Annotated in this window: 9 protein-coding genes; 6 read left to right on the forward strand and 3 right to left on the reverse strand. The window is 74.4% G+C overall.

From position 1 onward, the window contains the following. Nucleotides 1-4 precede the first annotated feature (4 nt). From ACFVXG_RS31220 to ACFVXG_RS31235, 4 genes are all read left to right on the forward strand, one after another. On the forward strand, nt 5-1,492 hold the full coding sequence (locus tag ACFVXG_RS31220; RefSeq protein WP_387932218.1) for a hypothetical protein: 1,488 nt from the start codon (nt 5-7) through the stop codon (nt 1,490-1,492). A 248-nt stretch (nt 1,493-1,740) separates the two neighbouring features. Continuing rightward, nucleotides 1,741-2,505 carry a serine/threonine protein kinase gene (locus tag ACFVXG_RS31225; RefSeq protein WP_350503197.1) on the forward strand — a complete coding sequence of 255 codons (765 nt, stop codon included), beginning with the start codon at nt 1,741-1,743 and terminating at the stop codon, nt 2,503-2,505. 14 nt (nt 2,506-2,519) lie between these two features. Next, nucleotides 2,520-3,947, forward strand: a complete 1,428-nt coding sequence (locus ACFVXG_RS31230) for a serine/threonine-protein kinase (RefSeq protein ID WP_387932220.1) — start codon at nt 2,520-2,522, stop codon at nt 3,945-3,947. 126 nt (nt 3,948-4,073) lie between these two features. Continuing rightward, nucleotides 4,074-5,111, forward strand: coding sequence for a BTAD domain-containing putative transcriptional regulator (locus ACFVXG_RS31235; RefSeq protein ID WP_387932222.1), 1,038 nt, complete (start codon nt 4,074-4,076; stop codon nt 5,109-5,111). Between the two features lie 97 nt (nt 5,112-5,208). Here ACFVXG_RS31235 and ACFVXG_RS31240 read toward each other — a convergent pair whose 3' ends face one another. The 3 genes from ACFVXG_RS31240 to ACFVXG_RS31250 all read right to left on the reverse strand — a co-directional run bounded on the left by ACFVXG_RS31240 (nt 5,209) and on the right by ACFVXG_RS31250 (nt 9,714). Beyond that, a complete protein-coding gene (locus tag ACFVXG_RS31240; RefSeq protein WP_387932223.1) occupies nt 5,209-6,297 on the reverse strand; it encodes an alpha/beta hydrolase in 1,089 nt (362 codons plus the stop codon). A 40-nt stretch (nt 6,298-6,337) separates the two neighbouring features. Beyond that, nucleotides 6,338-8,827, reverse strand: coding sequence for a penicillin acylase family protein (locus ACFVXG_RS31245; RefSeq protein WP_387932225.1), 2,490 nt, complete (start codon nt 8,825-8,827; stop codon nt 6,338-6,340). 212 nt (nt 8,828-9,039) lie between these two features. After that, nucleotides 9,040-9,714 (reverse strand): cutinase family protein, encoded by a 675-nt coding sequence (locus tag ACFVXG_RS31250; protein WP_387932227.1) that lies wholly within the window; start codon nt 9,712-9,714, stop codon nt 9,040-9,042. Nucleotides 9,715-10,016: 302 nt separating this feature from the next. On the opposite strand from ACFVXG_RS31250, the gene ACFVXG_RS31255 reads away from it, so the two are divergent. Together ACFVXG_RS31255 and ACFVXG_RS31260 are read left to right on the forward strand one after the other, a co-directional pair. Next, nucleotides 10,017-10,403 carry a hypothetical protein gene (locus tag ACFVXG_RS31255; protein ID WP_387932229.1) on the forward strand — a complete coding sequence of 129 codons (387 nt, stop codon included), beginning with the start codon at nt 10,017-10,019 and terminating at the stop codon, nt 10,401-10,403. Nucleotides 10,404-10,494: 91 nt separating this feature from the next. Next, a complete protein-coding gene (locus ACFVXG_RS31260; RefSeq protein ID WP_387932231.1) occupies nt 10,495-13,356 on the forward strand; it encodes an AAA family ATPase in 2,862 nt (953 codons plus the stop codon). The last annotated feature ends 56 nt before the right edge of the window (nt 13,357-13,412 follow it).

Here is a 13,412-nt window from a genome sequence, read left to right on the forward strand (position 1 = left end):
ACCCGTGACCAGCACACCACTGACCGGCACACCACGCGCCCGCCGGGCGCCCCACCGCGCCCTGCTGTCCGCCCTCGTCTCGCTCGGCGTGGCGGCGGCGGGCCTGACGGCCGGTGCCACCCCCGCGCCGGCCGCCACCGGCATCGACCTGTGCGCCGAGGTCGGCTACCACGCGGGCTTCCGGGGCGACGCCCTGGTGACCGCGATCGCCGTCGGCATGGCCGAGTCCAGCTGCAACCCGTCGGCGTCCAACGTCCAGAACAATACCCCGCCGTCCCGCGACCGCGGCCTGTGGGAGATCAACGACTACTGGCACCCCGAGGTCAGCGACGCCTGCGCCTTCGACGCCCAGTGCAACGCCGACGCGGCCTACCGCATCTCCAACGGCGGCACCAACTGGCAGCCCTGGTCGACCTACAACGAGCGCGCCCACCTGCGGTACCTGGACGCGGCGCAGGCCGCCGCGGACCGGCTCGGCCACCACGACCCGGGACCGGCGCCGCTGGTGTACCCGGCGAAGTCCGGCAAGGTGGTCTCCGCGCGCGGGGCGGACGGCCGGCTGGAGGTGTTCGCGGCCGGGGCGAACGGTGTCTCGCACGCCTGGCAGACCGCGGTGAACGGCGCCTGGTCGGACTGGGAAACCCTCGGCGGCCCCGGCGGCGCCGAGTTGGCGATCGGACCGAACGCGGACGGCCGCCTGGAGGTCTTCGCGCTCAACGGCTCCACCCTCCAGCACCGCTACCAGCTGCAGCCCTCCGGCGCCTGGTCGAACTGGGAGACCTTCGGCGGCGGCGGCCACGACCTCGCCGTCGGCGCCAACCAGGACGGGCGACTGGAGGTCTTCGCCTCCGGCCCGGTCGGCATCTTCCACAAGTACCAGACCGCGCCGAACAGCGGCTGGTCCGACTGGGAGTCCGCCGGCGGCGGCCCCGCCGACAGCGAGGTCCGGCTCGGCAAGGCCCCCGACGGGCGGCTCGAGGTCTTCGCCCTCAATGCCAGCACCTTCCAGCACCAGTGGCAGACCGCCGTCAGCGGCGGCTGGTCCACCTGGGAGACCTTCGGCGGCGGCGGCCACGCCCTCACCGTCGACCACAACGAGGACGGCCGCCTCGAAGTCCTCGCCTCCGGACCCACCGGCGTCTTCCACAAGTACCAGACCAACCCGACCACCTGGTCCGACTGGGAGGCCGCCGGCGGACCGGCCGGCTCCCGGATCACCAGTGAGCGCTCCCCCGACGGCCGGGTGGAGGCCTTCGCCATCAACGGCAGCACCGCCCAGCACATCTGGCAGACCGGCGTGAACGCCCCGTACGGCCAGTGGGACACCTTCGGCGGCGGCGGCACCGAGATCTTCGCCGCCGCCAACGCCGACGGCCGGATCGAGGTCTTCGGCGCCAGCAGTGCCGGTGTCTTCCACAAGTGGCAGACCGGCTTCTCCACCTGGTCCGACTGGGCCTGGCTCAACACCACCGCCGGACCCGCCGTCAACTGACGGCACCGGCAGTCCCCGGCGCACGGATCGGCAGGTAGGCCTGCCGGTCCGTGCGCCCGTCCACCCCCACCGCACACCCCGTCACGCACTCCGTTACGCGCCCCCGCCGCGCGCCCCCGTCACGTGGTCTGCACCACCATTCCGTTTATTGTCATGCTCAAAGAGGTAACGTTCGTCCGTCGGGGCAACGGTCGGCAGGCGACACGGAACATGCGACACGGAACAGCGGTGCGCGGGACGGGGGAACGGTGAGCGGGATTCTCGTCCACCTGCCGGAGGGGAACGGCGAGGACGCGGTGACCCTGCGGCTCGGTCCGGGGGAACGGGCGCGCTTCGGGCGCGGCTCGGTCGGCACACCGGTGGAACTCCGGCTCGGCGACGAGACGGTCTCCCGGCTGGCCGGCGAGATCCACGCGACCGACGACCACTGGCAGTTGAGCAACCTCAGCAACACCCACGCCTACCTGGTGGAGAATCCGGAGGGCGCCGGCGAGTACCTCCGGGTGCCGCCGCGCCGGCTCGGCGCGCCGATCCCCTTCGAGTTCTCCCGGGTGGTGCTGCCCTCGCGGCGCGAGACCCCGCTGTCCTTCCAGGTGTTCGCGCCCGACCACGTCTACCTCGACCCGCACGCCCGCCCCGGCTCCCGGGAGAGCCGCACCATGACGGCGTACTCGCTGGACGAGACCGCCACCTACTTCCTGGTGCTGGTCGCGCTCTGCGAACCGTGGCTGCGCGACCTCTCCCCCGCCGCCGTGCCCACCACCCCGCAGGTGGTCGCCCGGCTGCGCAACCACCCCGCCTGCGCGCGGCTGACCGCGCGCGCGGTCAGCTCGCACCTGGACTACCTCGCCGACGAGAAGCTCCGCATCGACCTGCCCGACGGCGCCGGCCGCACCGACCGCCGCAGCGGCAAGCGCGAGGCCGTCGTCGGACTCGCGCTGAAGTTCGGCATCGTCCGCGAGGAGCACCTCGCCCTCCTGCCGCGCCCCGAAGCCGCCGAGCCCGGACGGTAGGAGGGGCACCGACCATGCACGATCCGGCCTTCCCCGGGGACGGCGAGGACCTGCTGCCGCCCGGCCACCGGGTCGGCGGGTGGACCGTCACCGGGCTCATCGGCGAGGGCGGCTGGGCGACGGTCTACGCCGCCCGCCGGGACGGAACGGACGCTCCGGACGACACCGGGAACGACACCGGGGACGGACGTGACGGCCCGGACGGCACGGTCGCGCTCAAGGTGCTGCCGACCGCCGGGCTCGCCCCCCGCCAGGCCCGCAGCGTCGCCGAAGCCGCCCGCCGCGAGGTCGAGTTGGCCCGCACCGCCCCGCACCCCCGGCTGGTCCCGCTGCTCGACACCCTCGCCCTGGCCGCGCCCGACCACCCCGCGCTGGACGGTGCGATCGTCCTGGTCATGGAGCGCGCCCGGTGCACCCTGCGCGAGCTGCTCGCCACCGGCGTCGACGAGGACCGGGGCGGCCGGATCGTGGCCGGCATCTGCGAGGGCCTGGCCCATCTGCACCGTTCCGGCTGGGTCCACACCGACCTCAAGCCCGAGAACGTCCTGATCGGCCGGGACGGCGAGGTCCGCCTCTCCGACTTCGGCCTCGCCATCGAACTCACCGGCACCCACGGCCACTGCGCCCCGATGGGCACCCCCGACTACCTCCCACCGGAGCGGTGGAAGGAGCCGCTCGGCGAGCAGGGCGTCAAGATCCGCACCACGGCCGACATCTGGGCGCTCGGCATCGTGATCCACGAGGTGTTCGCCGCAGGCGTCCCGCCCTTCCCCGGTGCCACCCCCACCGCCCGCAGCGCCGCGGCCCAGCAGTACGCCGAGGGCCGCGCCGCGCTGCGGCTGGCCCCGGACGTCCCCCCGTTCTGGCGCGACCTGGCCGCCGACTGCCTCGCCCCCACCCACGCCGCCCGCGCCCCGCACACCGCCGAGAGCCTGCTCGCCCGCATCCGCGACCACCAGTGCGGCCGCCGCCCGCGCCGCCGGCGCCGCCCCCGGGCGCGCGCGGCCCTGCTCGCGCTGGTCGCCTGCGCCACGGCCGCTGGCTCCGCCGCAGCGCTCTGGCCGCGGTCCGAGCCGCCCGGGCACCCCGGGCGGATCCGGGTCTACAACGCCGAGCGCAGTTGCCAGGACCGCGCCGACCGCGACCGCGCGTGCAGCCTCGGCCTGGCCGTCGACCCGCGGCGCGCCTACACCGCGGACAACGTCGTCCCCACCCGGGTCTGGCACGGCGACACCCTGGACGCCGACTGCCAGCTCGCCACCGGCCTGCCGATCATCGACGAGGAGGACCGCACCTCCACCCTCTGGTACCGGGTGCGCCTCCCCGGCACCGGCACCGGCACCGGTACCGCCACCGGCACGGGCACCGCGACCAGCACCGGCACCGCCTGGCTCCCGGCCGTCCGCACCAAGGACCGCCCGACCCTCGCGGACTGCCCCTGAGCGGCACGGTGCACCCAGGGCTCGAGTGCCACTCCGGATCGTTCCGGATTCCGGGCCCGGCACGGCCGCCACTACCTTGACGTCGGCGCCGGCCGGACCGGTCGGCGCGGAGTGCAGGGAGCAGCCATGCCGACGACCGCCACCACCGCCCGGCCGGGCGCAGCCGAACTCGGGCAGCAGGAGCGCGCGGTGCTCCACGGGGTCGGCTGCGGACTGAGGGACGACGAGATCGCGGCCGCCCTCGCCGTCTCCGAGGACATCGTGGCCGGACACCTCGCGCGGATCCTCGGCAAGCTCGGGCTGCGCGACCGGGCCGCCGCCATCGTCCACGCCTTCGACTGCGGGCTGGTCGCCCCCGGCCACGGGCCCCGTACACCGGGGCCGGACCCGGCGCCCCGGGGCGCCCCCGGCCGGACGGCCGGTCCGCGGGTGCGGATCTCCGTGCTCGGACCGCTGCGGGCCTGGCACGACGGGCGGGCCCTGGACCTGGGGCACCTGCGCCAGCAGGCCGTGCTGGCGGCACTGGCGCTGCACCGGGGGCGGACCGTCAGCCAACAGGAGCTCCTGGACGGCGTCTGGGGGTCGGAGCCGCCGGTCACCAATGTGGTGCCGGTGCACGTCTACCGGCTGCGCAAGACCCTGCGCCTCGCGGACTGCCCGGTCCCGGTGATCGAGCACGACCGGTACGGCTACCGGCTGGCCGCCGGTGCGACCGAGGTGGACCTGGCGCGGATGGAGGACCTGGTCACCGCCGCCGGGGCGGCCCACCGGGCGGGCGACCTGCCCGAGGCGGTCCGGCTCTGTTCCCGGGCCCTGGACCTGTTCGGCGGGGAGCCGCTGGCCGGACTGCCGGGCCCGCTCGCCGAGTTGGAGCGGCTGCGGCTCGTCGAGCGCAGGATCACCGTCGCCCAGCGGCGGTCGGAGTGGCGGCTCCAGCTGGGCCAGTGCGCCCGGGCGGTCACGGAGCTGATCGCCCTGTCGGCGGAGCACCCGCTGAACGAGCCGGTGGCCGCGATGCTGATGGGCGCGCTGTACCGGGGCGGTCGCCAGGCCGACGCGCTGGCCGTGTTCGACCGCACCCGCCGCCGGCTCGCCGAGGACCTGGGGGTGCCCCCCGGGCCGGTGCTGCGGCGGACCCGCCAGCTGATCCTGCGCGGGGCCTGAGCGTCTCCGACAGTTCCAGCCCCGCGCGGCGACGGCCCCACCGGGCGTTCCCGGTGGGGCCGTCCGCGGCCGTACGGCCCGGCACGGTCAGGCATGGTCAGGAGGCGAAGGCCCGTTCCAGCCGCGGGATCAGGTCCAGCAGGTCCTGTTCCCAGCAACCGCCGTTGTGGGCGCCGTTGCAGTGGCTCCCCCAGGCCGCGCCGTCGCCGTAGTCGACGTAGTGGTAGGGCATGCCCAGGGCGTCCATCCGGTCCTTGACGTGCTTGGACGCGCCCTCCAGCCAGAACTCCGGCTCGGTGGCCACCCCGCGGCCGTTGCCGACGTAGATGGAGACGCCGATGCCGGCGAGCTTGTCCATGTGCTGGGACGGGTCGGCCGCGTTCCACCGCCAGTCCGCGTTGAACACCGGGTAGGGCGTGCCGAACAGGGCGTCGCTGTCCACGGCGGGCTTGTACGGGTCGTTGTTCGGGTCGCAGGCCCCGGACGACGAGCCGCAGACCACGCCCTGGGCGTCGATCAGGGAGGCGACGACGGCCAGCCGCAGGTCCATGGAATCGGCCGACAGGTCGATGTCCCCCGACAGCGAGGCGGTCTGGCTGAACAGGTCGGGGCGGTCCTGGGCGTAGTGGAAGGCCCCGAAGCCGCCCATGGAGACCCCGGCGACGGCCCGGGCCTTCTTGGTGGCGACCGTGCGCAGGTTCGCGTCGATGAACGGGATCACCTGGTTGAGGTGGAAGTTCTCCCAGTTCTGGGCGCCGGCCGGGGTGTTCTGGTTGAGCCAGTTCGCGTACCAGCCGCGGACGCCGCCGTCCGGGATGACCGTGATCATCGCGTTGGACATGGTCAGCGCCGGGTAGTTCTGCTGGATCGGGTCGTCGGGCGAACCGTGCAGGAAGTACAGCACCGGGTAGCGCCGGGTGGGGTCGTCGTAGTACCCGCTCGGCAGGATGATCTTGATGTGGTGCTTGCCCGCGACCTCGGGCGTGGTCACGGTGAGGTAGAAGTCGGTCGGGTCGCCCACGGCCTGGTCGGTCTGGGTCAGGCCGTACCCGTCCGTCATCTTCGGCGGCGCCCCGGTGCCGGCTGCGGCCTGGGCGGGAGCGGCCGTGGTGGCCGTCCCGACGATGCCGACCACGGCGGCCAGCAGGGCCACCAGCCTTCGCCAGCGGTGCGGTGTCCTCGTCATGCTGTTCCTCCTCGTGGGTGTCGTGGTGCGCGGCGGGGCCTCAGTCGAGGACCTTGACCTCCAGGGCCGGTGAGGCCGCGATCTGGTCCTCGGTGTAGCGCTCCGTCACCCACTGGCCGGCCGAGAACAGCTTGGTCTGGTCGGCGTAGTGCGGCGAGTTCGGATCGGCGGACTGGGAGTAGGCCAGCACCGAGGCGGACTGCGGCGGGCCGTCGGCGGTGAACCGCGTCTCCTGGACGAAGCTGGAGCCGAAGGTGATGTCGAACTTGCCGTCGACCGTGCCGGGCGTCACCACGTTCAGCACGCCCAGTTCGTGGATCGCGCCGGGGACCGGGATCTGCTCGCCGTTGCGGGTGACCTTCTGGACGTCCGACAGCCGCGCGTCCAGCGCGACACCGGAGTTGCGCACCGCGAGGACGGCCCGGGCGACCGCGTTGCGGACGGCGTCGTTGCCGGCGTCCAGCGAATTGGGCGTGTGCACCGGGTCCTTGTGGTCGAAGGGCACCCGCCAGGGCAGCTTCTCGATCGCCTGTCCGCTGCTCAGGGAGAACCAGACGTTCTCGAACAGCCAGGAACCCCGGCTGTCCGGCGTGAACTTGTGGTTCCAGGCGGCCAGGATCGGACACGCCTCACTGATGTTGACCAGGTTGCCGTCCACCAGCACGAGCCCGAACGGCGCGCCCTGGCAGGCGCGCACCGTGGCGTCGAGGGCCAGGTCGGCCGCCCGGCTGTTGCCGGCGAACAGCAGCTGCCGCATGTTCTCCGGGGTGAAGCCCCGGCCCGGCAGGCCGTCGGTGCCGTTGATCCGGTTCTGCGCGGTCAGGATCAGCTCCTGGGTGCGCAGCGACCGGGGCGCGGCGCTGTCGCCCATCACCCGGGGGAAGGACAGCGGCTGCTCGGGGTTGGCCAGCCAGGCGCTGTCGTTGGCGTTGCCCACGAAGTCGGAGCGGATCAGCCGCGGTTGCTGGTGCGGGTCCATCAGGCCCGGCGCGACGGCGTTCGGGTCGTTCGGCCAGTCACACTCGCTGCGCTTGCCGTCGAAGATGGAGACCGGCGGGACGTTGGGCAGCCGCAGCGACTGGTTGAAGAGCACCTGGCCGGTCAGGGTGAGGCAGGACTGCGCGTGGGCGTCGGTGATGTTCGGGGCGGCCTGGATGTCCGCGTAGAGGGCGTTGCCCTTGCGGTCCGAGGCGACGGTGTTGAAGAAGGGGACGCCCTCGGTGGTCTCCAGGGCGTTCACCACGTCGTTGACGTCCTTGGCCTGGTCGAGGTGGAACCAGGTGTTCAGCGCCCGCAGGTTGTCCATGTTGGCGTCCCGCACCGCATGGGCGCTCACGACCCAGGGCAGCGGGTTGCCCAGGACCGAGGTGGTGATCGGGCCGTACCGGGTGGCCCACAGCGTCCTGGTGACCCGGCCGACGGAGCCGTCCGGGTTCAGTACGTCGACCCCGACCTGTTGCGAGGTCATCGGCGTCCAGACGCCGTCCACCAGGTAGTTGGTGGGGTGCAGCGGGTCCACCTGGACGTCGAACAGTCCGAACGGGGCGACCGTGGCGACGGTGTGGCTCCAGGCGACGTCGTCGTTGTGCCCGATGTTCACGGCGGGCAGGCCGAGCAGGCTGGCCCCGGAGACGTTGAAGCGCCCCGGGATGGTCAGTTGGGCCTGCCACATCCGGTTCTTGCCCTGCCAGGGGAAGTGCGGGTTGGCCAGCAGCATGCTGGTGCCCCCGGACACCCCCTGGGAGCCCACCGCCAGGGCGTTGCTGCCCATGCTGCCCTGCTGCCGGGCGGCGGCCATCGCCTCGCGGATCCGGTTCCCGGTCTCCTCGGGCGAGAGCTGCGGCGCCGCGGCGGCCGGCTGGGCGGCACCGGGCTGGGCGGCGGCCGACGCGCCCGGGGGTGCGGCGTTCACCTCGCCGTCCACCAGCGGGTCGGCGCTGCCCATGATGATCTCGGCGTGGGCGTGCCGGTAGACGTCCAGCTCGGTGATCGGCCGCACCCAGGCCGCGCCGCGGCAGGCCGGGTCGGAGATGTTGCCGACGCCGGTCTCGGCCAGGTAGCGGTTGTAGCCCCGGACGTAGCCGCGGATGGCGTCCTTGACCTCCGGCTCCGGCCCCTTGGGCGCGGGCTGGTCGATCAGCCCCTCCACCACCCGGTTGTCGTTGATCCGCTGGAAGTAGAGGTCGCTGTTGAGGTTGGTGGTGCTGTTCTGGTTCTGGCCGGGGCTGGCCTTGCCGTTCGGGCCCAGGTAGCGGGACCGCTGGGCGTTGACCATCAGGTAGGTGTCGGCCAGGGTGCAGATGTTGTCCTTGGCCGCGGCGTAGCCGTACCCCTCCCCCAGCCCCGCCAGGTCGGCGGCGATGATGTGCGGGATGCCGTACTCGGTGTAGCGGATCGTCGGTTTGTCCGGCGCCCCCGCGGCGGCCGCCGAACCGCCGGCCGGTGATCCGGCCGCCACCGTCGTGCCCATCAGTGCCGCCGCGGCCAAGACCACCACCGGCAGCCTCGTTTTGAGTCCCCTCCGCGCCATCGGGCCGTCCCTTCCCTGTCATCCGAGGGTTTTTGTCCGTACGCGGGCCACGCTAGGGAGGGGCGATGACATCCCGATGACGGGGGCGGCACCCCCGCGACCGCCCCCCGTCCCACTACCAACGGAGCACCACCTGTCCGGTGACCGGAGGTTCCCCGGGCACGGACAGGTGGTGCGGAAGGGTCGGCTCCGGACCCGGCGGCCCGGGGCGACTACCAGCTCGCCGGGTACCAGGTGCCGTTGTACCACTGCTCGTTGGCGCTGTCGTTGTGGTGGTCCATGTTGAAGTCTTCGGGGTAGTCATGGGTGTGGTTGTACGGGTAGGTCCAGATCCCGGCGGACTCGTCGCAGACGTAGTCCCGGTTGCAGATCGTCTTGACGGGGATGTTGCCGAAGAACCGGTCGGCGCCGGCCAGCGGGGCGCCGATGATGCCGCCGAACGGCACGGCCCCGCCGTCGGTCCCGGGGTTGCCCTGGCGCTTCGGGTCGGCGACCAGGATGGCGTTGACGTTGCCGAAGGTCTGCCAGTTCTCGGTCACCCAGACGTGCACCACCCCGGCGCCCAGCGAGTACCCGCCGATCTTGACGTGCTGGTCCGGACAGGCCGCGCGCTGGTCGCGGACCAGCCGATTCAGCTCGTTGACGCCCGCCCGGGTGCTCGCGCCGTTGGGGATCGTGGTCGGGTACCCGACGTGCTGCTGGATGTTGCCGTAGAAGCCGTCGTTGTTCCAGGAGCTACCGGTGCCCCCGACGACGATCGTGTAGGTGCCCTCGCACGGGGCGGCCACGCGCGTGGTCGCCGCCTGTGCCGTGGCGCCTTGAGCCGCCGTCAGCCCCACCGTCATCAGGAGCCCGGCTGCCGCGGCCGCGATCTTTCGTGCTTGCATTGCGATTCCTCCCCACGAGGTCGGCCCACCCGCCCGCTCCGTCGCGGTGCGTGGTCGGCCCAGGTCACCGGACGACCATCGCAGCGGCCGATGACATCCCGATGAAGCACTCCGCGCGCCGGTCCGAGGGCCGTGCGCGCGAGCGAAGGAGTTCGGCCACGAACCGCCCCGGACCGGCCGGTTCGGGCCGCCGCCGGAACCGGAGGTGTGACACGCCGGGACCGCCGGGCACGCTGCGCGCGGGCCGACCCACAGGACCGGTCTCTCCGGCCGGCCCGCAGGAACGACAACAGGAGTGAGACATGTTCAGCACCGCCGGGACCGCCAGGACCGCCGCCGCCACTGCCACCACCGCCCTCGTCGTGAGCCTGGGGGTGGTGGCCGCCCCGTCCGCCGTCGCGGCCGACAACTGCTGGCCCGGGGAGGCCAATCGGTGGTACTGCCACAACGTGCCCGGCTCGCCGGTCTTCGGCACGGTCGGCGACAACCACGTCTACCCGGACCCGAACACCGTCGTCGGCTACCTGAACACCGACCCCAGCTGGTTCTCCTGCAAGGAGGACAACCAGGCCTGGGTCGGCGGCCCGCACCCGACCCGCTGGCTGCTGACCACCGCCGACAACGGCGCGGTCGGCTTCGTGCGGGACACCGACATCACCAGCGAGACCGATCCCGTGCCGGACTGCTGACGGCGGGGCCGAGCGGCCGGCGGTCGGGGGCGGGGGCTCTTCGTGTCCGATGTCTGGGCGATCCGTGCCGGACGTGGTTTCATGCCAGCTCGTGCGGATTTCTCGGGACGATGACGTACTGGCCGGGCGCGACCACGAACTGCGCCGCCTGGCGGGCTTGCTGGAGGCCGACGACCGGCGGCCGGCGGTCGGGGTGGTGGAGGGGCCGCCGGGGATCGGCAAGAGCCGACTGCTGGCCGAACTGCGGCGCTCGGCGGCCGGGTCCGGGCGACCGGTGGGGCAGGCACGGGCCACCCGGGGCGGCCGCTCGGAGCCGTACGGGCTGCTGCTGGACGCGCTCTGGGGCACCGGGGCCCGGGGCCTGCTCGAAGGCTTCGCCGACGCTGCGGGCGGCACGGCGAGCGGCGGGGCGGACGGCGACTGGGCCCGGCACGGGCACCGGCGGCACCGGCGGCTGCGCGAGGCTCTCGCCGGAGCCTCGCCCGTCCTCCTGCTGGACGACCTCCAGTGGGCCGACCGGGAGTCGCTGCTGCTGCTCGACCGGCTGGTCGCGAGCCCGCCGGCCGGGCGGTTCACCGTCGTGCTGGCCTGTCGCAGCGGCGGCTGTCCGCCCTGGCTGACCCGGACGCTGGTCGACGCCGACGCGGAGTGGCTCGAGCTCGCTCCCCTGGGCCCGGGCGCGCTCGCCCGGCTGCTGCCGGACGCGGCACCGGAGCGTCGGCGATTACTGGCCGGGGCGAGCGGCGGCAACCCCCGGTACCTGCGCGCCCTCGCCGAGCTGCCCGCCGAGCTGTCCGCCGAGCTGCTGTCCGGGCTGGCCGCAGGCGATCCGCGCGGCGTCGGGCGACCCACAGCCGAGCGGCCTCCGGACGGCTGGCAGCCCGGGCCGGAGCTGCGCGGGGAGCTGGCCACGCTGTCGGAGCGGGCCCGCGAGGTGCTCCGGGCCGCGGCCGTGGCCGGACCGGGGTTCGACCCGGCACTGGTGGCGGCCGTGGCCGGCCTTCCGGTCGAGGCGGTGGACGAGGCGCTCGACGAGCTGGCCGGGCACGGCTGCGTCACCCCGACCGGTGGCCGCTACCGCTTCGCCCAACCGCTGCCCGCCGCCGCCCTCTACCGGCTGGCCGGCCCGGTCTGGCGCGCCGGGGCCCACCGGCGCGCCGCCGATCACCTCGACCGGTGCGGGGCGCCGCCCGCGGTGTGGGCCGGGCAGGCCGAGCACGCGGCGCCGGCCGCCGACCGGGACTGCCTGACCAGGCTCACCGCCGCGGCCCGTTCCGTCCTCGAGACCGATCCCGCGACCGGTGCGCGCTGGCTGCGCGCCGTCCTGGACGCGCTCCCCGAGCGGGCGGATCCCACCGGGCCGCGCGCCGAGGCCACCGTGCTGCTGGGCCGCGCGCTCACCCTGACCGGCCGACTGGACGACGCCGCCGAGGTGCTGTGCCCGCTGCTGTCCGACACGGACCCCAACCGCACGCGCGCCGTCGGGCCGGTCGCCCTCGTGGAACGGTTGCGCGGCCGGACGGACCGGGTCTACGGCCTGCTGGACCGGGACGGGGTCCGGGCGACCGACGAACTCCAGCTTGCCAGACTGGATCTGATGAACGGTCAGACCCGAAGGAGCCTGCGCCGGATCGAGACCGCCGTCCACCGTGACGACTCGGACGGCACCCGGCTGGCCGCGCACAGCCTGACCAGCCTCGCCGCGATCGGCCAGGGGGCGGTGCCCGCCGCCCGCCGGGCCCTGGACGCGGCGGAGCGGCTCGCCGACTCGCTGGACGCGCGCGGACGGCTCCGGGCGCTCGCCACCCTGCCCGAACGCGGCTGGGCCGGCGTGCTGTTGGAACGGCGGCAGCGGACGGCCGACCGCATCGAGCGCGGCATCGCCCTGGCCGAGCGCCATCAGCACCACTACGTTCTCCCCCAACTGCACGCGGTGCGGGCGGCGTTGCTCCTGATGTCGGGGCCGATGGACGCGGCGCGGCTCGCCGCCGACCGGGCGCTGGAGCTGGCCCGGGAGCTCGGTGCCGCCGAGACGCTGGCGATCGCGGCGGCGCTCCGGCTGCGGGCCGCGGCCTGGCAGGGCGGAGCGGAAGCCGTGGGGCCGGCACGGGAGTTGCTGCTCGGCCAGCCGGAGCCGCCGACCGCGGTGTGGCGCGCGGTGGTGCGGCACGCCGTCGTGGAGACCGCGGTGATCTGCGGGCAGCCCCCGACGGCGGCCGAGGCCGCCCGGCTGCTCAGCCTGGGCGACGACCGGTGGCGCGACCCGATGCCGGCCCACGGCCACGACCTGATGGCCGCGGTGCACGCGGCGGAGGGGAACACCGCCCTGGTCGCCCGGCACGTCGAGCTGGCGGGGCGGGCGGCCCGCAGTGCCGGGCTGCCCGCGGCCGGGGCCGTGGTGTCGCTGGCCTCGGCCCGCCTGCTGCGGGCCCGCGGGGAGCAGGACCGGGCGACGGCGCTGGCCCGCCGGGCCGCGGACGGACTGGCCGCCTCCGGCTTCGTGGTCCGCGCCGGGATGGCCCAGCTGGTGGCCGCCGACATCGCCGCCGACCGCGGTGACCGCTCCGGCTACGAGAGCGCGACCGACGCGGCACGGCGACTGTTCGGCCAGGTCGGGGCACACGCCCTGCTCGCTCGGTCGGAGCTGCCCTGGCGGGCCGCCCGCGGCGGCGGTACGAGGGGGGCCGCGATGACCGTAGACCCGGTTCCACCACACGCGCACGACGGCGGCCCGAACCGGCCCCGGCTGTCACCCAAGGAGCTGCAGGTCCTGCTCGACTACGCCTCGGGGCTGACCCTCAAGTCCGCGGCGCGCCGGGCCGGCATCACCCCGAACACGGCGAAGGACTACCTCGACCGCGTCAAGGCCAAGTACCGGCGGGCGGGGCGGCCCGCGTACACCAAGATCGACCTGGCGACCCGGGTGCGGGAGGACGGGTTCGCCGCGCCCTGACCGCCACCGGTGGGCAGGGGCAGGGCCAGTGGACACCCTCCGGCCCGCCGCCCTCA

It is taken from the genome of Kitasatospora sp. NPDC058162, from assembly GCF_042884005.1.
GTDB lineage: Bacteria > Actinomycetota > Actinomycetes > Streptomycetales > Streptomycetaceae > Kitasatospora.